Annotated in this window: 21 protein-coding genes; 5 read left to right on the forward strand and 16 right to left on the reverse strand. The window is 69.5% G+C overall.

What is annotated here, in order from left to right:
• Positions 1–321: 321 nt before the first annotated feature.
• The gene (locus ACFC96_RS39450) at positions 322–618 is read right to left on the reverse strand and encodes a DUF4229 domain-containing protein (RefSeq protein ID WP_116511299.1); all 297 of its coding nucleotides are present in this window, start codon (positions 616–618) and stop codon (positions 322–324) included.
• Between the two features lie 105 nt (positions 619–723).
• On the opposite strand from ACFC96_RS39450, the gene ACFC96_RS39455 reads away from it, so the two are divergent.
• Positions 724–1248 (forward strand): GNAT family N-acetyltransferase, encoded by a 525-nt coding sequence (locus ACFC96_RS39455; protein WP_376617130.1) that lies wholly within the window; start codon positions 724–726, stop codon positions 1246–1248.
• A gap of 95 nt (positions 1249–1343) precedes the next feature.
• Here ACFC96_RS39455 and mqnE read toward each other — a convergent pair whose 3' ends face one another.
• Both mqnE and ACFC96_RS39465 read right to left on the reverse strand, forming a co-directional pair.
• A complete protein-coding gene (mqnE, locus tag ACFC96_RS39460; protein WP_116511303.1) occupies positions 1344–2507 on the reverse strand; it encodes an aminofutalosine synthase MqnE in 1164 nt (387 codons plus the stop codon).
• A gap of 88 nt (positions 2508–2595) precedes the next feature.
• Positions 2596–3054, reverse strand: coding sequence for an Lrp/AsnC family transcriptional regulator (locus tag ACFC96_RS39465; protein ID WP_376265804.1), 459 nt, complete (start codon positions 3052–3054; stop codon positions 2596–2598).
• 172 nt (positions 3055–3226) lie between these two features.
• Between ACFC96_RS39465 and ACFC96_RS39470 the strand changes: the two genes are divergently transcribed.
• A complete protein-coding gene (locus ACFC96_RS39470; RefSeq protein ID WP_264484737.1) occupies positions 3227–3358 on the forward strand; it encodes a hypothetical protein in 132 nt (43 codons plus the stop codon).
• On the opposite strand, the gene ACFC96_RS39475 is transcribed toward ACFC96_RS39470, so the two are convergent.
• The 3 genes from ACFC96_RS39475 to ACFC96_RS39485 are packed head-to-tail and all read right to left on the reverse strand — an operon-like array spanning position 3355 to position 6417.
• Entirely contained in the window at positions 3355–4035 is a 681-nt protein-coding gene (locus tag ACFC96_RS39475; protein ID WP_376265806.1) for a UbiX family flavin prenyltransferase, read from the reverse strand. The genes ACFC96_RS39470 and ACFC96_RS39475 overlap by 4 nt on opposite strands.
• A 31-nt stretch (positions 4036–4066) precedes the next feature.
• Positions 4067–4969 carry a menaquinone biosynthesis prenyltransferase MqnP gene (gene mqnP, locus ACFC96_RS39480; protein WP_376265809.1) on the reverse strand — a complete coding sequence of 301 codons (903 nt, stop codon included), beginning with the start codon at positions 4967–4969 and terminating at the stop codon, positions 4067–4069.
• Complete coding sequence (locus ACFC96_RS39485) at positions 4966–6417, reverse strand: menaquinone biosynthesis decarboxylase (protein WP_355889007.1); 1452 nt, start codon at positions 6415–6417, stop codon at positions 4966–4968. The genes mqnP and ACFC96_RS39485 overlap by 4 nt, the downstream gene beginning before the upstream one ends.
• A 168-nt stretch (positions 6418–6585) precedes the next feature.
• Between ACFC96_RS39485 and ACFC96_RS39490 the strand changes: the two genes are divergently transcribed.
• The 3 genes from ACFC96_RS39490 to ACFC96_RS39500 all read left to right on the forward strand — a co-directional run bounded on the left by ACFC96_RS39490 (position 6586) and on the right by ACFC96_RS39500 (position 8483).
• Complete coding sequence (locus tag ACFC96_RS39490) at positions 6586–6981, forward strand: PLD nuclease N-terminal domain-containing protein (protein WP_376265812.1); 396 nt, start codon at positions 6586–6588, stop codon at positions 6979–6981.
• Positions 6978–7436: a nucleoside deaminase gene (locus ACFC96_RS39495; RefSeq protein ID WP_376265815.1), complete on the forward strand. Its 459-nt coding sequence runs from the start codon at positions 6978–6980 to the stop codon at positions 7434–7436. The genes ACFC96_RS39490 and ACFC96_RS39495 overlap by 4 nt, the downstream gene beginning before the upstream one ends.
• Positions 7437–7499: 63 nt before the next feature.
• Positions 7500–8483 (forward strand): isopenicillin N synthase family dioxygenase, encoded by a 984-nt coding sequence (locus ACFC96_RS39500; protein ID WP_376265817.1) that lies wholly within the window; start codon positions 7500–7502, stop codon positions 8481–8483.
• Between the two features lie 173 nt (positions 8484–8656).
• Here the strand turns inward: ACFC96_RS39500 and ACFC96_RS39505 are convergent, their stop codons facing one another.
• The 10 genes from ACFC96_RS39505 to hemL form a co-directional block, all read right to left on the reverse strand.
• Positions 8657–9205 (reverse strand): SRPBCC domain-containing protein, encoded by a 549-nt coding sequence (locus ACFC96_RS39505; RefSeq protein ID WP_376617133.1) that lies wholly within the window; start codon positions 9203–9205, stop codon positions 8657–8659.
• 65 nt (positions 9206–9270) lie between these two features.
• Positions 9271–10200 carry a CU044_5270 family protein gene (locus ACFC96_RS39510; RefSeq protein WP_376617135.1) on the reverse strand — a complete coding sequence of 310 codons (930 nt, stop codon included), beginning with the start codon at positions 10198–10200 and terminating at the stop codon, positions 9271–9273.
• Positions 10197–10778, reverse strand: coding sequence for an RNA polymerase sigma factor (locus tag ACFC96_RS39515; RefSeq protein WP_376226999.1), 582 nt, complete (start codon positions 10776–10778; stop codon positions 10197–10199). The genes ACFC96_RS39510 and ACFC96_RS39515 overlap by 4 nt, the downstream gene beginning before the upstream one ends.
• 125 nt (positions 10779–10903) lie before the next feature.
• Positions 10904–11995, reverse strand: coding sequence for a c-type cytochrome biogenesis protein CcsB (gene ccsB / locus ACFC96_RS39520; protein ID WP_376265820.1), 1092 nt, complete (start codon positions 11993–11995; stop codon positions 10904–10906).
• Positions 11992–13692: a cytochrome c biogenesis protein ResB gene (locus ACFC96_RS39525; protein ID WP_376265823.1), complete on the reverse strand. Its 1701-nt coding sequence runs from the start codon at positions 13690–13692 to the stop codon at positions 11992–11994. Before ACFC96_RS39525 ends, ccsB begins: the two co-directional genes overlap by 4 nt.
• A gap of 3 nt (positions 13693–13695) precedes the next feature.
• Entirely contained in the window at positions 13696–14472 is a 777-nt protein-coding gene (locus ACFC96_RS39530) for a cytochrome c biogenesis CcdA family protein (RefSeq protein WP_376265825.1), read from the reverse strand.
• A 6-nt stretch (positions 14473–14478) separates the two neighbouring features.
• Positions 14479–15099: a TlpA family protein disulfide reductase gene (locus ACFC96_RS39535; protein ID WP_376265828.1), complete on the reverse strand. Its 621-nt coding sequence runs from the start codon at positions 15097–15099 to the stop codon at positions 14479–14481.
• A 99-nt stretch (positions 15100–15198) separates the two neighbouring features.
• On the reverse strand, positions 15199–16440 hold the full coding sequence (locus tag ACFC96_RS39540; protein WP_376617137.1) for a hypothetical protein: 1242 nt from the start codon (positions 16438–16440) through the stop codon (positions 15199–15201).
• 152 nt (positions 16441–16592) lie between these two features.
• Entirely contained in the window at positions 16593–17288 is a 696-nt protein-coding gene (locus ACFC96_RS39545) for a histidine phosphatase family protein (protein WP_100597987.1), read from the reverse strand.
• Positions 17285–18649 (reverse strand): glutamate-1-semialdehyde 2,1-aminomutase, encoded by a 1365-nt coding sequence (hemL, locus tag ACFC96_RS39550; RefSeq protein ID WP_376617139.1) that lies wholly within the window; start codon positions 18647–18649, stop codon positions 17285–17287. Before hemL ends, ACFC96_RS39545 begins: the two co-directional genes overlap by 4 nt.
• Positions 18650–18856: the final 207 nt, after the last annotated feature.

Genomic DNA, 18856 nt, shown 5'->3' on the forward strand with positions numbered 1-18856 from the left:
GGAGGAAGAACCAGGGGCGCCGCTGCATCGGGGGGTCGCGTCAGAGGCGACAGGCCGCGGACATGCAACGGCAGAGATCGACATGCAGGCGCGCCACGAGCGGAACGCTCATGGGCGTGCGGGCTGCGTATGTCTTCATGACAATCACGTTAACACTCATGCTTTGAGAACATCAAAGGGGTTCTTTGGGTCAGAAATGACCCTTCCATGGCTCTTGGGCCTGGAAAACGCAGGTGGCCCCGGCATCGAGCGATGCCGGGGCCACCAGTGCTGTGACGAAGCTTACGAGTCCCTTACACGGGACTTCGGGGACGAGGCGCGTTACGAGGCGCTCTGCGCCCGGGCCGCGTCGTCCGCGAGGTCCTCCTGCGTGCGATTGCGCTCGTAGTTGGCCTTCGTGCGGTCGACGCGCTCGACGATCTGGACCGAGGCCCGGTCGCGCTCCTTGCGCAGCACGACATAGCTGATGGGCGCGGAGATGACGAGACCGAGCAGGGCGATCCACAGGAAGTACGAGCTGCCGGCACCGCGGGGCACGATGCCCGTCGAGGCGAGGCCCCAGACGACAAGGAAGCAGCCCGCGAAGATCCCGAAGCGCATCAGCGTGTAGCGGAGCATGTCAATCCACTCTTCCGTTCCGAATCGGTCCTACGCGTCTCCAGTGAAGCATGCGGCCCCCGAACGGCATTGAGCGGTACCGCAAGTAATGGCTAGAGTGCACCTATGACCCTTACGTTTCAGTTGGACCCGCAGATCGGACCGGCGCTGCGGGACGACGTCCTCGCGCTCTGGGCCGACGTGTCCAACGCGGGCGGAGCGGTCGGCTTCGTCCCGCCCGTCACCACCGAGGACATACGCCCCGAGCTGGTCAGGCACCTCGCCGCGATGGCCGAGGGCCGCACCCGGCTCCTGGTCGGACGCGACGAGGAGGGCGCCGTCGCGGCGACGGCCTTCTTCACGTACAACCAGCACCGCCTGCAGAAGCACTACATCTGGCTGTACACGGTGATGGTCCACCCGCGATACCAGGGCAAGGGGTACGGGCGGGAGCTGATGGCCGCCGCGGCCGACGCCGCCCGCGCCTTCGACGGCATCGAGGCGATCCGCCTCACCTGCCGCGGCGGCACCGGCGCCGACCGCTTCTACGCGGCGTGCGGCTACAAGGAGGTCGGCCGCGTCCCGGGCGCGATCCGGGTGGCCCCCGGCGACGACCGCGACGACATCACGATGCTGCTGCCGGTGGCCTGATCCACGCAGGGCGATACGGGAAGAGGGGCCCGGCCGCCGGCCGGAACCCCTCTTCGTCGTCACGCCTGCCGTCACGGACGGCGCCGGCGACGTCGTCAGACGCGCATCGCCTGCGGCGTCTCACGGCGCGCCGGGTCCGGACCGTCGTACTCGCGGATGATCTCGTACCGGGTGTTCCGCTCGACGGGCCGGAAGCCGGCGTCGCGGATCAGGTCGAGCAGGTCCTCGCGGGTCAGCTTGTTCGGCGTCCCGTAGTTGTCCGCGTCGTGCGTGATCTTGTACTCGACGACCGAGCCGTCCATGTCGTCGGCGCCGTGCTGGAGCGCGAGCTGGGTGGTCTGCACGCCGTGCATGACCCAGAAGCACTTCACGTGCGGCACGTTGTCGAACAGGAGCCGGGAGACCGCGAAGGTCTTGAGCGCCTCGGCGCCGGTCGCCATGGTCGTCCGCGCCTGGAGGCGGTTACGGACCTTGCCGTCCTTCATGTCGACGAAGTCGTGCTGGTAGCGCAGCGGGATGAAGACCTGGAAACCGCCGGTCTCGTCCTGGAGTTCACGCAGGCGCAGCACGTGGTCGACGCGGTGGCGGGGCTCCTCGATGTGCCCGTACAGCATCGTCGACGGGGTTTTGAGACCCTTCTCGTGCGCGAGGCGGTGGATCCGCGACCAGTCCTCCCAGTGGGTGGCGTGGTCGACGATGTGCTGCCGGACCTCCCAGTCGAAGATCTCGGCGCCGCCGCCGGTCAGCGACTCCAGGCCGGCGTCGATCAGCTCGTCGAGGATCTCGGAGGCGGAGAGCCCGGAGATCGTCTCGAAGTGGTGGATCTCCGTCGCCGTGAACGCCTTCAGCGCGACGTTCGGCAGCGCCTCCTTGAGGGCCTTCAGGGAGCGCGGGTAGTAACGCCAGGGGAGCGTCGGGTGCAGGCCGTTGACGATGTGCAGCTCGGTGAGGTTCTCGTTCTCCATCGCCTTGGCGAGGCGGACGGCCTCCTCGATGCGCATCGTGTACGCGTCCTTCTCGCCCGGCTTGCGCTGGAACGAGCAGTACGCGCACGAGGCGGTGCACACGTTCGTCATGTTGAGGTGGCGGTTGACGTTGAAGTGGACGACGTCGCCGTTCTTGCGCGTCCGCACCTCGTGGGCGAGCCCGCCCAGCCAGGCCAGGTCGTCCGACTCGTACAGCGCGATGCCGTCCTCACGCGACAGCCGCTCGCCGTCCCGCACCTTCTGCTCCAGCTCGCGCTTGAGCCCTACGTCCATTGCCATTGCTCCTCACCAAAGACTGCGGCCAACCGTACTCCCCCGCCCTTCGGGCGGAGGGGCCCCCATCAGGCACTTCGCGCCCGCCCTACTCCTCTTCGTCGGGCAGCTCCCCCACCCGGTTCTCCCACTTGGTGGACAGCACGATCGTGGTGCGCGTGCGCGAGACACCCTTCGTGCCGCTGAGCCGGCGGATGGTGCGCTCCAGGCCGTCCACGTCGCCGACCCGCACCTTGAGCATGTACGAGTCGTCGCCCGCGATGAACCAGCAGTCCTCGATCTCGTACAGGTCCTTGAGCCGGCGCGCCACGTCCTCGTGGTCGGCGGCGTCGGAGAGCGAGATGCCGATCAGGGCGGTGACCCCGAGACCGAGCGAGGGCGAGTCGACGGTCGCGCGGTAGCCGGTGATGACACCGGCCGCCTCCAGGCGGTTGATGCGGTCGGTGACGCTGGGCCCGGACAGGCCTACGAGGCGTCCCAACTCGGCATACGAGGCGCGGCCGTTCTCGCGCAGGGCCTGAATGAGCTGCCTGTCCACGGCGTCCATGGGTCCATGCCTTTCATTATTCTGCGTTGACGCGAGTTTACGTGTAGAATCTAAGGCGTCCAGGGCATTGACCCTGTGAATCTTTTAGCCGAAACCCGGTTTCACCTTCGGCTTCCCTACCAAGCGATCTTCGACTACCGATCAATGACGATCATTCAGGAGTGTTGTCACCGTGTACACGATCGAGATGGCCTACGCCCGTATGCGCGAGCTGCAGGACCAGGCCAACCGCTCGCGTGCCCACCAGTCCGCCGTCGAGGCGCGTACCGCTGAGAAGCGGGCCGCGCGCGCCAAGAAGCGCTAACGGTCCGGAGAGCCGCCCCCGAGCTCTCCCTCCCACCGGCGGTAGAGCCGATGCGGCACCCCTGCCGCGTCGAGCGCCCGCCCGGCGACGAAGTCCACCAGATCCTGGATGTGCGTCGCCCCCGCGTAGAACGCCGGAGAGGCGGGCAGCACCACGGCGCCCGCCTCGTCCAGCGCCACCAGATGCTTCAGCGTCTGTCCGTTCAGCGGCGTCTCGCGCACCGCGACGACCAGCCCGCGCCCTTCCTTGAGCGTCACGCTCGCCGCGCGCTGGAGCAGATCCTTCGACAGGCCCAGCGCCACGCCCGCCACGCACGCCGTCGACGCGGGCACGATGATCATGCCCTTCGCCGGATACGACCCGGACGACGGTCCCGCCGCCAGATCCCCGGCGGACCAGTACCTGACCCGGTCGAGAGCGGCGCCCACCGCGAACGTGTCCGGCTTCCCGTCCGCCCCGCGCGCCAGCCACTGTCCGAGGTCCTCGCGCCAGTGCGCGTCCCGGAAGGCGATCCCCGTCTCGTCGAGCAGCGTCAGCCGTGAGGCGCGCGAGACGACGAGGTCCACGCTCTCCCCCGCGTCGAGCAGCGCGCGCAGAACCGCGGCGGCATACGGGGTCCCCGACGCGCCGGACACCCCCACGATCCAAGGCCGGCGCCCAATTTCTCCTGCGGTCATGCCATCGAGCCTATCCGGCACCCCGCCGCGGTCAGACAGTCAGGCCGCGCACGAGCAGGTCGAGCAGCGCACACGCGAACAGGGCGATCCCGATGAAGCCGTTGACCTGGAAGAAGGCCCGGTTGAGCCGGGACAGGTCGCGCGGCCGCACGATCGTGTGCTCGTAGAGGAAGGCGCCCGCGACGATGGCGAGGCCGAGCCAGAAGAACGCACCCGCGTCCGTGGCGAGGGCGTACCAGACGAACAGCGCCGTGGTGAGCGCGTGGCAGCCGCGCGCCCCCCGAATCGCCGCCGGGACCCCGAAGCGGGCCGGTACCGACATCACGCCGACCTCGCGGTCGGTCTCCACGTCCTGACAGGCGTAGATGAGGTCGAAGCCGCCGATCCAGATGCCGACCGCGAGCCCGAGGATCACCGCGTTCCACGACCACTCGCCGGTGATCGCGAGCCAGGCGCCCACCGGCCCCATCGCCTGGGCGAGACCCAGGATGGCCTGCGGGAAGTTCGTGAACCGCTTGCCGTACGGATAGACGACCATCGGGATCACCGCGATGGGCGCGAGCGCCAGGCACAGCGGGTTGAGCAGGGCGGCCGCGCCGAGGAAGACGACGAGCGCGACGAGCGCGCCGGTCCAGGCGGACTTCACGGACATCGCGCCCGTGACGAGTTCGCGGTGGGCGGTCCTCGGGTTACGGGCGTCGATCTCGCGGTCGATGATCCGGTTCACGGCCATCGCGAACGTGCGCAGACCGACCATCGCGATCGTCACGAGCAGCAGCCGCCACCAGTGGATGTTCCCGTCCATCCGGAACATCGCGGTGAGCGCGGCGATGTACGCGAAGGGCAGCGCGAACACCGAGTGCTCGATCATGACGAGGCGCAGGAACGCCTTGGTCCGGCCCGGCTGCGGGATCGCGGCGGAAGCGCTGGTCACAGGCCGTACTCCTTCCAACGGCGGTCGACCGTCGCCGCCGTCTGCGGGTCGGACAGCACCATCTCGGGCCAGCCGCCGTCCCGCGTGTAGCCCTCCTCGGGCCACTTCTTCGTCGCGTCGATGCCGGCCTTGCCGCCCCAGAACTGCTGGTACGAGGCGTGGTCGAGGTGGTCGACGGGCCCCTCGGCGACGGTCAGGTCACGGGCGTAGTCCGTGTTGCCGAGCGCCCGCCACGCGACCTCGTGCAGGTCGTGCACGTCGCAGTCCGAGTCGACGACCACGATCAGCTTGGTCAGCGACATCATGTGCGCGCCCCACACGGCGTGCATGACCTTCTGCGCGTGTTTCGGGTACTTCTTGTCGATCGAGACGATCGCGCAGTTGTGGAATCCGCCCGACTCGGGCAGGTGGTAGTCCACGATGTCCGGCACGATGATCTTGAGCAGCGGCAGGAAGAAGCGCTCCGTGGCCCGGCCGAGGGGACCGTCCTCCGTCGGCGGACGCCCCACCACGATCGACTGGAGCAGCGGGCGCTTGCGCATCGTCACGCAGTCGATCGTCAGCGCGGGGAAGGGCTCCTGCGGCGTGTAGAAGCCGGTGTGGTCGCCGAACGGGCCCTCGGGGAGCATCTCCCCGGGCTCCAGCCATCCCTCCAGGACGACCTCGGCGTTCGCCGACACCTGGAGCGGCACCGTCTTGCAGTCGACCATCTCGATCCGCTTGCCCTGGATGAACCCGGCGAAGAGGTACTCGTCGATGTCCCCCGGAAGCGGCGCCGTCGACGCGTACGTCACGGCGGGCGGGCAGCCGAAGGCGATCGCGACCGGCAGCTTCTCGCCCTTCCTGGCGGCCACCTGGTAGTGGTTGCGGCTGTCCTTGTGGATCTGCCAGTGCATGCCGATGGTGCGCCGGTCGTGACGCTGGAGCCGGTAGAGCCCGAGGTTGCGGATGCCGCTCTCGGGGTCCTTGGTGTGCGTCAGGCCGAGGTTGAAGAAGGAGCCGCCGTCCTCGGGCCAGGTGAACAGGGCCGGGAGCTGGTCCAGGTCCACGTCGTCGCCGCGCAGGACGACCTCCTGCACCGGCGCGTCCTTCACCTTCTTCGGCGGCACGTGGACCATCGAGCCGAGCTTGCCGAATGCCTCGCGCACGCCCACGAAGCCGTGCGGCAGCTCGGGGCGCAGCAGGCCGCCGATCTTGTCGCTGATCTCCTCGTAGGACTTCAGGCCGAGCGCCTTCAGCAGGCGCCGGTCGGTCCCGTACACATTCATCGCGAGGGGCATCGAGGAGCCGCGCACGTTCTCGAAGAGGAGAGCGGGGCCGCCGGACTTCTGCACCCGGTCGACGATCTCACCGACCTCGAGATAGGGGTCGACCTCGGCCTTGATGCGCTTGAGGTCGCCCTCGCGCTCCAGCGCCCGCAGGAGGGAGCGAAGATCGTCGTAAGCCATGCGTCCCAGTATCGCTGAGGGGGCCCGCACTTCCTGCGCCCGCCCCTGCCCTTCGGCCGGGGGCCCGGAGCTCGCGCCTCGGGACGGCGCAGCGCGCACCGGCTACCCTGACCCGGTCACCGGGGGCCCGCGTCGTCCCCATGCCGCTCCTTGGGGGATCGCGACACCATGCTCCGCTACTTGCCGTTCCTGCTGGTACTGGCGTTGTGGATCTACGCCTTCATCGACTGCCTGAACACTCCGGAGGAGGAGGTCAGGGGCCTGCCGAAGGTCGTGTGGGTCATCATCATCCTGCTCTTCGGCGAGGTGCTCGTCGGCCCGATCGCCTGGCTCGTCGCGGGCAGGCGCCGGCACGGGCCCGCGGGTGGCTCGACACCGTCCGAGTGGCACCGCAGCCACCGCACACAGTGGGTCGCGCCCGACGACAACCCCGAGTTCCTGCACTCCCTGCGCGAGGAGAACAAGAAGGACGAGGCGCTCCTCAAGGACTGGGAGGCCGATCTGCGCCGCCGCGAGGAGGAGCTCAAGAAGCGCGAGCGCGAGCAGGGCGGCGAGCAGGCGTGAACGCCTTCGACGCCGGGCTGGCGCGGACCTGGCTGGCCACGGCCGTCGAGGAGGCGCGGGCGGGGCTCGCCGAGGGCGGCATCCCGATCGGCGCGGCCCTCTACTCGGCGGACGGGAAGGTCCTCGGGCGCGGGCACAACCGCCGTGTGCAGGACGGGGATCCGTCCGTGCACGGCGAGACGGACGCCTTCCGCAACGCGGGCCGGCAGCGCTCGTACAAGGGCACGACGATGGTGACGACGCTCTCGCCGTGCTGGTACTGCTCCGGTCTGGTGCGGCAGTTCGGGATCTCGCGGGTCGTCGTCGGTGAGGCGCGGACGTTCCACGGCGGACACGACTGGCTCGCCGAGCACGGCGTGGAGATCGTGGTGCTCGACGACCCCGAGTGCGTCGCCATGATGGAGGAGTTCATCGCGGCCGAGCCCGAGCTGTGGAACGAGGACATCGGCGATTAGGGCTCGCGTCCGGCCGGGTCAGGCACCGTTGCCCAGGTGCCGGCCCGCGTCCACAGTGGGGGCATGACCGAACCCTCCGCGCCGCGGCCCCGCATCCCCACGATCGATCTGCGGCCCTGGCTCTCCGGCAGCCCGAACGCGCGCGCCGAGATCGCCCGAACCGTCGACGAGGCACTGCGGACCGCCGGATTCCTGCTGGTCACCGGGCACGGCGTGGACCCGGGCCTGCGCGCCCGGATCCGGGAGGCGGCACGCGGCTTCTTCCGGCTGCCGCCCGCCGTGAAGGAGCCGTACGCCGTGAAGGTGGGCGGTCGGGGGTGGCTGGGCCCCGGCACCGAGGCGAACGGCTACGCGGAGGGCACCGCGACCCCGCCCGACCTGAAGGAGTCCCTGTCGTACGCCTCCGAACTGCCCACCGGCGACGCGGAGATCGACGCGGAGTGGTTCCTGCCCAACACCTGGCCCGCCGAGACGCCCGAGCTCCGCGCGCTCGTCGAGACGTATCTGAGGCGGATGCGGGAGCTGTCCGACCTGCTGCTCGAACTCCTCGCGGTCGCGCTCGGCGAGGAGGAGGACTTCTTCACCCGCCACACCACGCACCCCACCTGGGGTTTCAACATCAACTGGTACCCGGGCACGGACGTCGTCGGCGAGCCCGAGGCGGGCCAGTTCCGCATCGGCCCGCACACCGACTTCGGAACCGTCACGGTCCTGGACCGCCAGGCGGGCAAGGGCGGGCTCCAGGTCCACACCGACGAGGGCGGCTGGGAGGACGCGCCGTTCGACCCGGACGCGTTCACGATCAACATCGGTGACCTGATGGCGCGTTGGACCGGCGACCGCTGGCGCTCCGGCCGGCACCGCGTCCTGCCGCCCCCGGCGGACCTGCCCGCCGAGGAGCTGATGTCGCTCGTCTACTTCTACGAGTGCGACCCGCGCACGAGCGTCGAGTCCGTCCCCGCGCCGAAGGGCCGGGTCGCGTACGAGCCCGTCGACTCGCACACGTACCTGCGGGCGAAGCTGGACGCCATCACCGTGGAGCCTTGATCGGTGTGGAGCCCTGATCGGTGTGGAGTGCTGGCCGGTGTGGCGCCCTGATCGGTGTGGAGTCCTGGCCGGTGTGGAGTCCTGGCCGGTGTGGCGCCTTGGCCGGCATCACGCCTTGATCGGCATCGCGCCTTGATCTCCGTTCGTTGCTGACTGATCACTGTGATGCCTGATCACTGCGGGGTCTTGCCGTAGCCGTCCCGGAGCTGCTGCCAGCGGGCCGGGGTCCAGGCCGCCCAGGCCCGCTCGTCCGTCGGGTGCCCGTCGAGCGCGGCGGTCAGGTGCTCGAAGTGGTCGTGCCAGGCGGCCAGATAGTCCAGGCGTGCCGAGTCGTCGCCTTCGATCTCGCCGGTGAACCGCAGGGTCGTCGCGTCGGGGGCCGTCGGCTCCAGGTGGAAGCGCATGCGGCCGTGCGGGCCTTCGAGCGTGTACTCGGCGACGCGTTCGCCGTCCCACGCGGTGACGTGGCCCGCGTGGGCCCGCCCGTTGTTGAGCCACCGCAGCGTGACCGCCCCGCCGAGCCGTGGTTCGAGCACATCGGCGGCGGCCAGCCACCCCGGCAGTCCCGCCGGGGTGGCCACCGCCTCCCAGACCTGCTCCACGGGGTGGGGAAGCACGATCGTGAAGTGCAGGGTGATGGTGTGACCCTCGGTCCGGCTCGTGCCGGGCGCGACGGGTGTGGCGGATGCCGCGGGCTCGGTGGGGTGGCTGGATTCGGTCATGTCTCCAGGCTGGCGCGCCCGCGCGCTTCGCGCACCCGTACGGACCGGGATCCGCTGCCCACCCCCTACGGCCGCTGCCCCGGCTTGTCGACGACGGCCCGGTCCACGACCGCCGTATTGCTCGTGACCTGGCCCTTCTTCACCCCGCCCGACCAGGCTTCGGTGGCGACGGTGCGCTCGCCCAGGAACTCACGGGTCTTCACGTCGAAGATCCACTCGTCGCGGCTGGGGTTGTCGGGGTCCTGGCGGGCCACGGCGATCCCGGGCCGGCCCGAGGCGTCCTTCACCCCCTTCACCACGGTCACGCCGGGGATCCTGGCGGCGGCCCGGTAGAGCGCGGCGCCCACCTCCGGCGGCACGAGCGCGTCTCTGATCAGGTCGCCGACCAGCACGAACATGGCATGGTCGGCCTGCTGGCCGCTGTGCTCCGGGGCAGTCCTGCGCAGCCAGCGCAGCATCGCGTCGGGGTCGGTGGGCAGGGTGGACAGGTGCCGGTAGCCGGTGGACGTCTCGTAGCCGGGCCCGCCCGGAACCGGCCCGGTTTCGGTCGCCCACTGGCCGCGCCCCTTCTCGCGTACGAGCCCCTTGCGGGTGCCGTCCACGGACTGCCAGGTCTCCAGCCGGTGCAGCGGCGGGATCTTCGTCTTCATGCCCTCGCCGCTCTGCGAGTACGACACCAGACTGTCGACATAGACGAACTGGTCGTCGCGGATGCGGCCGGGCGTATCGGAGTGCTCGGCGGCGAGCGCGACGTCCTCCAGGAGCGCCACGGCCTCCTTCGTGGGCGGCGGTGCGCCCGCGCCGTCCGACGGCAGCACGACGAACGTGACGGCCGCGGCGGTCGCCACGGCAACGGCGGCGAACGTGGGCCGCAGCCACTTCCGGCGGCGCGGCGCCCGCGCGGGTGCTTCGGTCTCCCGGATCTCGGTCATCAGATGCTCCTTGAGGAGTCGGTGCCGGCCCGGTGGAAGGTCCTTCTCAGGAAGCGTGTTCATCGGTTCCCCTCCTCTATGGGCCCGGCCACGGGAGCGTGGCCGCCTTTCATCTGTCCGTCGGGGTGAGGGAGTTCCATGGCGCGGGCGAGTTTCCTGCGGGCCCGGAAGAGCCGGGAGCGGACCGTGCCGACGGGGACGCCGAGCGCCTTGGCGGCGGCCGGGTAGTCGAGGCCCGACCAGACGCACAGGGCGAGCACCTCGCGTTCGGGGCGCCGCAGCGTGGCCAGCGCGGTGTGGACGAGGGCTATGCGGGCCTGGTCGTCGATGCGGCCTGCGACGTCGTCGGCGAAGTCGGCCTCGGCCTCCGCGCGCGGGAGGCGGGAGACGGCGGCGGCGTGTCTGCGGGTGGCGCGGCGCAGGTTGCGCGTGACGTTGGTGGCGATGCCGAGCAGCCAGGGCCGCAGCGAGCCGCCCTCGGGCTCGACCTTTCCGCGCAGCCGCCATGCTTCGAGGAAGGTCAGCGAGACGACTTCCTCGGCGGTCGACCAGTCTCCGGTCAGGCTGTAGGCGTGGTTGTAGACGGATCGGGCACAGGCGTCGAAGAGCTCGCCGAACGCGTCGGCGTCACCGTCCCTCACCCGTGTTCTGCGTGCTTGATGTGCCCCCTGATTCTTCTTCACATCCCCCCATCTGTCCGTACGCCGACGGCCGGTTCCCGTGACTCACGTCACATGGGAACCGGCCGTCGGTGGCGGTCGCGGTGTCAGACGCCGGCGTAGGAGTGCTTGCCGGTGACGAAGATGTTCACGCCGTAGTAGTTGAACAGCCAGCAGGCGAACGCGATCAGGGCCAGGTAGGCGGCCTTGCGGCCCTTCCATCCGGCGGTCGCGCGGGCGTGCAGGTAGCAGGCGTAGGCGACCCAGGTGATGAACGACCAGGTCTCCTTGGGGTCCCAGCCCCAGTAGCGGCCCCAGGCGTCGCCGGCCCAGATCGCGCCCGCGATGATCGTGAACGTCCACAGCGGGAAGACGGCCGCGTTCACGCGGTAGGAGAACTTGTCGAGCGAGGACGCGGCGGGCAGGCGCTCCATGACGGAGGTCGCGAACTTCCCGGGAGTGCCGCCGTTCGCCAGCTTGCTCTCGTACGCGTCGCGGAAGAGGTAGAGCAGCGTGCTGACCGCGCCGACGTAGAACACCGCGCCGCAGAAGATCGCGGTGGAGACGTGGATGTACAGCCAGTACGAGTGAAGGGCGGGAACCAACTGGTCGCTGGCGGTGTACAAGACGGTGACAGCGAGGCCGAGATCGAGGAGGACCGTGGTGACCAGCGGGAGGCCGAGCCAGCCGATGTTCTTCTTCGCCACCAGGAGGCCGAGGTACACGGCGACGGCGACGGTGGAGAAGGTGATGTTGAACTCGTACATGTTGCCCCACGGCGCGCGCTGCACGGAGAGCGCGCGGGTGAGAACACCGCTCGCCTCCACGAGGAACGCGAGCACGGTGAGGGACACCGCGATACGGCCGTAGAGGTCGCCCTGCTCGTCGCCGCCGGAGGCGCCGGGACCGTCCGGCACGTCACGCGTGCCGGAGACGGCGCGCGTCACGACGCTGGGCCGCTCCAGGACGGCGGTGCCGCCGTTCTTCTCCTTGACCTGCACCTTCACGGAGCCGGCCGCGCTCTGCGCGGTGGGCTTCTGCGTCAGCGCGGCGGCGGTGCGGCCGACCTTGCTGCGGCTGCCGAAGAGCCACTCGGCCATGTGCGCGAAGAAGGCCAGGAGGTACACGGCCATCGACGAGTAGATCAGCACATTGCTGATGTGCGCGAGATTCTCGTTGGTTGCGGCGGCGAGATTCACTTCTCAGCCCCTTCGGCAGGAACAGCAGGTTGGGGATCGGCGGCGCTGGGCGCCTGTTCGTGGAGGTGTGCGGCCAGGTCGCCGAGTTCTTCGGCCACCTTCGAGGACTCGCTGCGGCCGAGACCGCCCATCTCGACGACGGTGACTCCGTCGGCTCCGGGGGTCGCCCGGATCCAGACGCGGCGGCGCTGGATGAACAGGGAGCCGGCGAGGCCCGCGATGGCGGCGAGCGCTCCGGCGAGGGCCCAGCCGTCGCCGGGCTGGTGGGTGATCTGGAAGCTCGCCCACTGCTTGATGTCCTTGTCGAACGTGATCGACCCGGCACCGTTCGGAAGCTTCATGGTCTCGCCGGGCCGCAGCCGCGTCTTGAGCAGCTCCCCCTTGGAGTCCGTGAACTTCTTCATCTTGGAGGTGTCCAGTTGGTACACGTTCTGCGGGATACCGGAGTCGACACCCAGGCTTCCGTGGTACGCGGACAGCGCGAGGACGGGATAGTCGAGCGCGGGGAACTGGGAGAACATGTTGCCCTTGCCGGACCCCGCGAAGGTCGGCACGAAGAAGGCGTTGAAGCCGAGCTGTTCCCGCTTGCCGTTCTTGTCGCGGTAGCCGTCCATGACTTTGATGGCACCGGTGGACGTGACGTTCGAGTCGATGGGCAGCAGCGGCACGGCCTGCCGGGAGACGACCTTGCCGCGGCCGTCCCGGACGGTGACGGTGGGCGCGTAGCCGTGGCCGTTGAGGTAGACCTTGGTGCCGTCGATCTCGAGGGGGTCGTTGACCTGGATCGCGGTCTTCTGCTCCTTGCCGGTCGCGCCGACGCTGTAGGTCACGTTGGCGCGGTAGACGCGCGGGCTCCCCTTGTTCGGCCCGTTGCGCTCGTACGTCCCGTCGAACTTGTCGAGCTGGAAGCTGAACGGCGTCAGGTCGGTGTCGGAGTCGAAGAGATTGCCCGACTTGAAGTCGTCGTACATCGGCAGGGCGTTGGAGAAGCCTCCGTCGCCCTCGACCATGAGCTTGCCGCCCTCGGACTTGAAGAGCTGGCCCCAGGCGAAGGCGATCAGCATCACGATCAGCGCGATGTGGAAGACCAGGTTGCCGGCCTCGCGCAGATAGCCCTTCTCGGAGGCGACGGCGTCACCGGCGATGTGGGCGCGGAAGCGGCGCTTGCGAAGGATGTCGAGTGCCGCGGCGCGGACCTGCTCCGGCTCGGCGTCGGTGCGCCAGGTCGCGGACGCGGGCAGATGCGTGAAGCGCTTGGGGGCTCCCGGGGCGCGGCCGCGCAGCTGCCCGACGAACTGCCAGGTGCGCGGGACGATGCAGCCGATGAGGGAGATGAACAGCAGGATGTAGATCGCGGAGAACCACACCGAGCTGTAGACGTGGAACAGGCCCAGCTTGTCGTAGATCGGCGCGACCGTCGTGTGCGCGTCCTTGAAGGTCTGCACCTTCATCTCGTCGATCCCGGACTGCGGGATCAGCGAGCCGGGGATCGCCCCGAGCGAGAGCATGAAGAGCAGGATCAGCGCGACGCGCATCGAGGTGAGCTGCCGCCAGAACCAGCGGATCCAGCCGATGACGCCCAGCCGGGGCAGGGTCGGGTCGCGGTCCTCCTGCGGAGCGGTGGACAGGTGCGAGCCGGCCGCGCCGAGCTCGTCGCCGCTCACCTCGCCGGTCTTGCCGGATTCAGTCGTGCTCATGGATCAGATTCCCACCGTGAAGCCGTTGGACCAGGTCTGCATCTGCTGGACGAGGGTGTCCCAGGCTCCTGTGAGCAGCAGCACTCCGGTAAAGATCATCATGATGCCGCCGATCCGCATCACCCAGGCGTAGTGCTTCTTGACCCAGCCGAAGGCGCCGAGCGCCTTGCGGAAGGCGACCGCGGCGAGCACGAAGGGGACACCGAGCCCCGCGCAGTACGCAACGGTCAGTATGGCCCCGCGCCCCGCGCTCGCCTCGTTGAACGACAGGGCGGTCACGGAGGCGAGCGTCGGCCCGATGCAGGGGGTCCAGCCGATACCGAACAGGGCGCCGAGCACCGGAGCGCCGATCAGCCCGGTCACCGGCCGCTTGTGGAAGCGGAATTCGCGCTGGGTGAGCCAGGGCATCATGCCCATGAAGAAGATCCCCATGAGGACCATCAGGACACCGAGGATCTTGGTGAGGGTGTCCTGGTACTCCTGGAGCGTCTCGCCGAAGTAGCCGAAGAGGGCCCCGCCGGAGACGAAGACCGCGGTGAAGCCGAGGACGAAGAGTCCGGCGCCCAGGGCCATCCGGCCCCGTCGCGCGTCGGCCAGGTCGGTGCCGCTGACCCCTGTCACGTACGACAGATAGCCGGGCACGAGAGGCAGGACGCAGGGCGAGAAGAACGAGAGGAGACCGCCGAGCACGGCGATCGGCAGGGCGAGCAGGAGCGCACCGCTCTCGACGGTGCTGCTCACTCCGCCTTCAGCGGCGAGAGCGGTGAGCGTGGCGTGCACCGTCGCTCACTTCTCCGCGATCACGGGGTCGACCATCTTGCGCAGCTTGTCCTCGCTGAGCGCGCGCAGCGAGCGGGCGGCGATCTTGCCGTCGCGGTCGATGACGAGCGTGGACGGGATGGACTGCGGGTTGAGGGTGCCCTTCTCGAACCGCAGCATCAGCTTGCCCGAGGGGTCGTAGAAGCTCGGGTACGGGATGTTGTGGTCCTTCTCGAACTGGAGGGCCGGTTCGGTCTGCGGATCACGGGTGTTGATGCCGATGAACTGGACATCCTTGCTCTTGGTCTCGTTCGCGACCTTCGAGAAGTAGTTGGCCTCGGCGCGGCACGGCGGGCACCAGGAGCCCCACACGTTCAGCACGATGACCTTGCCCTTGTAGTCGGCGAGATCGAGGGGCTTGCCCTCCAGATCCTTGCCGTCCAGCTTCGGCGCGTCGTGCCGGTCACCCTTGTCGACGGTGGAGATGCCGCCGGAGTTCGTCACGAAGTTGGTGTTGTTGCCACCGCCGGACGTTCCACCGGAGCTGCATGCGGAGAGCGTCAGCGCAGCGACCGCGGCGCCTGCGGCGAGGAGGGCGGTACGGCGCTTGGATGCAGCGAGGGGGGAAACGCGGCAGTCGGCACTCATGTGAAAAGTTTCGCATGTCTGTTTAGGGGATCTTCCGCACCCCCCTTGCGTACGGAAAACCCCATTTCAGGAAGGGTCGTCCAGGGTACGGCGCGATGCTCACGCCGCGGCTTTGAGGTAGCTGTTCCAGCCACCGTCGGGGCGCGCTCCGACGTCGAGCGAGCGCAGCCTGTCGAGGACCTTCGGGTCCTGGACGTCCAGCCAGTCGACGAACTGCCGGAAGGAGACGAGGCGTACGTCCTTCCGTCTGGCCATGTGCTTGAGCGCCTCTTCGACGGCGTCCATATAGATGCCGCCGTTCCACTCCTCGAAGTGGTTGCCTATGAAGAACGGCGCCCGATTCGTCTCGTATGCCCGGTTGAAGCCGGCTATGTAGGCCTCGGTCGACTGCTTGCGCCAGCGCGGGTAGTTGTAGGCGGGCGCCCTGGTCGTGTTCACCGACTGGTTGGCCAGCATGTTGTAGTCCATCGAGAGGACCTCGAAGCTGCGCCCGGGGAACGGCACGGCCTGGAGCGGCAGATCCCACACCCCGCCCCGCTTGACGGGCCAGCGCTGCCGGCCGCCCGGCGACGAGGCGTCGTAGCGCCAGCCCAGCTCGCGAGCCGTGGGCAGCAGGTTGTCCTGGCCGAGCAGGCAGGGCGTGCGGCCGCCGACGAGTTCCTTCTCGTAGTCGAAGGGCAGCGAGGGCAGGTCGTGCCGGCCCGTGTTCGTGCGCCACTCCTTGACGAACGACTTGGCCTGGTCGATCTCGCTGCGCCACTGCGCCGGGGTCCAGTTGGCGACGGTGCCGGCGCCCGCGCAGAAGTGACCGTTGAAGTGCGTGCCTATCTCATGGCCTTCGAGCCAGGCCTGGCGCACGTACCGCAGCGTCTCCGTGATGTGGGCGTCGGTGAGGTAGCCGATGTCGGAGGCGCCGACCCCGTTGTTCGGCGGGCGGTACAGCCGCTTCTTCGACTCCGGCAGCAGATAGAGGCCGGAGAGGAAGAACGTCATGTGCGCGCCGTGGTTCTCGGCCAGTTCGAGGAAGCGCGGGAAGAGACCGTTGCCGACCTCGCCCGCGCCGTCCCAGGAGAAGATCACGAACTGCGGCGGCTGCTGGCCGGGTTCGAGGGGGACGGGCCTGCCCGGCTGGTTCGGCTGCTTGCCCGTGTACGACGTCGAGCCGTCGCCGATCGGCCGGGCCGCGGGCTTGCCGGGCTCACCGGCCCCGCCCTCGGGCCTGTCGCCCGGCGGCACGGACGTCCCGCCGCCCTGCCCGTTGGTGGTGCCGCACCCGGCGAGCGCGGCGGCCGCCGCCCCCGCCCCGAGCCCGATCAGTCCCCTTCGTGTGATGTCCGGCATTCCCTGGTCCCCATTCGTCGCGCCCCGCTCCCGTACGAGACGGGCACCCCCTTAGAGGGCGCGACGAACACTGCGGTTCCTGCCAGGAGAACAAAATTGGGCAATGCCGACGCCCCTGCGCCGAACGCCCCGAGGGCCGAGTGCCGGGAGCGCTACGCGCCGAACGCCTTGTCCTTCCCCTTCACGGGCTTGGCGCCCGCGAGGAGATGGGCGGGCACGAGATCGCGCGCCGGCTCGGTGTAGCCGACGGACACGATCTTGTCTCCGCGATAGGTGAACGTCGTGAGCGAGGCGAGCGTGCACTGCCGCTTGCGCGGGTCGTGCCACAGCCGGCGCTTCTCCACGAAGCTGCGCACGATCCAGATCGGCAGCTGATGACTGACGCACACCGCCTCGTGCCCCCGCGCCGCGTCCTTCGCCGCGTCGAGGGCGCCCATCATCCGCACGACCTGCTCGACGTACGGCTCGCCCCACGACGGCTTGAAGGGGTTGACGAGGTGCTTCCAGTTCTCCGGCTTGCGCAGCGCGCCGTCGCCGACGCCGAACGTCTTGCCCTGGAAGACGTTGCCCGCCTCGATGAGCCGGTCGTCGGTCGCCAGGTCGAGCCCGTGCGCCTTCGCGATCGGCGTCGCCGTCTCCTGCGCCCGGTCCAGCGGCGAGGCCACGACATGGGTCACGTCACGCGAGGACAGGTGCTCGGCGACCCGGTCGGCCATCTGCCGGCCGAGCTCGGAGAGGTGATAGTCGGGCAGCCGCCCGTACAGGATCCCCTCCGGGTTGTGCACCTCTCCGTGCCGCATCACGTGGACGACGGTGATGTCCTGGTCGGACTTGCCGGCAGTGGTCATGCTTGCGTGGCCTCCGCAGCCGCGCGCGCGGCACCGGGGAGCGCGGCGGCGATGCGCTCGACCGCCCGCTCGTCATGGGCGGTGGAGACGAACCAGGACTCGAAGGCCGACGGCGGCAGATAGACGCCCTGCGCCAGCATCGAGTGGAAGAACGCCGTGAAGCGGAAGGACTCCTGCGCCTTCGCGTCCTCGTAGTTGCGCACCTCGTTCTCCGTGAAGAACACGGAGAACATGTTCGAGGCGCTCTGCACACGGTGCGCGACGCCCTCCTTGGTGAGCGCGGCGCCCACCAGGGTGCGCAGCTCCTCGGAGACCGCGTCGATCTTCGTGTACGCGGCGTCGTCGAGCAGCCGCAGCTGCGCCACACCGGCCGCCGTCGCGATCGGGTTCCCGGACAGCGTGCCGGCCTGGTAGACGGGTCCCGCCGGGGCGAGGTGCCCCATGACGTCCGCGCGGCCACCGAACGCGGCGGCCGGGAAGCCACCGCCCATGACCTTGCCGAACGTCATCAGGTCGGGCGCCACCCCGTCGACGCCGTACCAACCGGCCTTCGACGTGCGGAAGCCGGTCATGACCTCGTCGGAGATGTACAGCGCGCCGTTCGCGCGGCACAGGTCCGCGAGGCCCTGGTTGAAGCCTTCGAGCGGCGGCACGACGCCCATGTTGCCCGGCGACGCCTCGGTGATGACACAGGCGACCTGGCCCTCGTTCGCGGCGAACGCGGCCCGCACGGCGTCGAGGTCGTTGTACGGGACGACGATGGTGTCGCCCGCCTGGGCGCCGGTGACCCCCGGGGTGTCCGGCAGCCCGAAGGTCGCCACACCCGAACCCGCGGCGGCGAGCAGCGCGTCCACGTGTCCGTGGTAGCAGCCGGCGAACTTGATCACCTTGGCGCGCCCGGTGAACCCGCGGGCGAGCCGGATCGCGGACATGGTCGCCTCGGTCCCGCTGGACACCAGCCGCACCTGCTCTACCGGCGCGATCCGCGCGACGATCTCCTCGGCCAGAGCGACCTCGCCCTCACCCGGCGTACCGAAGGACGTGCCGCGCGCGACGGCCTCCTGGACGGCCGCGATGACCTCGGGACGGGAATGGCCGAGGATCATCGGCCCCCAGGAGCAGACGAGGTCGACGTACTCGCGACCGTCGGCATCCGTGAGGTACGGACCGGTACCGGACACCATGAACCGGGGCGTACCGCCCACGGCACGGAACGCGCGTACGGGCGAGTTCACGCCGCCCGGCGTCACGAGGGCCGCGCGGTCGAAAAGACCCTGCGAGACCGGTGCTTCATAGGGATACGGTGCGGTCGCGCCCGACGGCGGCGCCGCGGACCCGGGGATGTTGTTCGCCTCTGCCATGCCTCTCAGCGTACGGGCAGGCTCTCCGGAGCCCGGCTCATCCCCTGCTTCTCTGGCCACGGCGGGAACCGACTACCTAAACTCCCAGGGGATGGGCCGCTCGCGGACCGTTCACGCTGCACGCCGGCGCGGGGTTCGCTCCCCGGCCCGCGCAGGTGTTTCACCGCACGTTTCGGCGAGTGACCGTGGGGGAGGTCACTGACACGA

This window comes from Streptomyces sp. NPDC055955, from assembly GCF_042270245.1.
In the GTDB taxonomy this organism is placed as follows: domain Bacteria; phylum Actinomycetota; class Actinomycetes; order Streptomycetales; family Streptomycetaceae; genus Streptomyces.

Excerpts from the sequence above, each read along its gene's own strand:
- hemL (WP_376617139.1), bottom strand. The coding sequence starts at position 18,649 with ATGGCAGAGGCGAACAACATCCCCGGGTCCGCGGCGCCGCCGTCGGGC.
- ACFC96_RS39490 (WP_376265812.1), top strand. The coding sequence starts at position 6,586 with ATGCTCCGCTACTTGCCGTTCCTGCTGGTACTGGCGTTGTGGATCTAC.
- ACFC96_RS39450 (WP_116511299.1), bottom strand. The coding sequence starts at position 618 with ATGCTCCGCTACACGCTGATGCGCTTCGGGATCTTCGCGGGCTGCTTC.
- ACFC96_RS39510 (WP_376617135.1), bottom strand. The coding sequence starts at position 10,200 with ATGAACACGCTTCCTGAGAAGGACCTTCCACCGGGCCGGCACCGACTC.
- ACFC96_RS39540 (WP_376617137.1), bottom strand. The coding sequence starts at position 16,440 with ATGCCGGACATCACACGAAGGGGACTGATCGGGCTCGGGGCGGGGGCG.
- ACFC96_RS39535 (WP_376265828.1), bottom strand. The coding sequence starts at position 15,099 with ATGAGTGCCGACTGCCGCGTTTCCCCCCTCGCTGCATCCAAGCGCCGT.
- ACFC96_RS39485 (WP_355889007.1), bottom strand. The coding sequence starts at position 6,417 with ATGGCTTACGACGATCTTCGCTCCCTCCTGCGGGCGCTGGAGCGCGAG.
- ACFC96_RS39455 (WP_376617130.1), top strand. The coding sequence starts at position 724 with ATGACCCTTACGTTTCAGTTGGACCCGCAGATCGGACCGGCGCTGCGG.
- ACFC96_RS39500 (WP_376265817.1), top strand. The coding sequence starts at position 7,500 with ATGACCGAACCCTCCGCGCCGCGGCCCCGCATCCCCACGATCGATCTG.
- ACFC96_RS39465 (WP_376265804.1), bottom strand. The coding sequence starts at position 3,054 with ATGGACGCCGTGGACAGGCAGCTCATTCAGGCCCTGCGCGAGAACGGC.
- ACFC96_RS39505 (WP_376617133.1), bottom strand. The coding sequence starts at position 9,205 with ATGACCGAATCCAGCCACCCCACCGAGCCCGCGGCATCCGCCACACCC.
- mqnE (WP_116511303.1), bottom strand. The coding sequence starts at position 2,507 with ATGGACGTAGGGCTCAAGCGCGAGCTGGAGCAGAAGGTGCGGGACGGC.
- ACFC96_RS39545 (WP_100597987.1), bottom strand. The coding sequence starts at position 17,288 with ATGACCACTGCCGGCAAGTCCGACCAGGACATCACCGTCGTCCACGTG.
- ACFC96_RS39525 (WP_376265823.1), bottom strand. The coding sequence starts at position 13,692 with ATGAGCACGACTGAATCCGGCAAGACCGGCGAGGTGAGCGGCGACGAG.
- ACFC96_RS39475 (WP_376265806.1), bottom strand. The coding sequence starts at position 4,035 with ATGACCGCAGGAGAAATTGGGCGCCGGCCTTGGATCGTGGGGGTGTCC.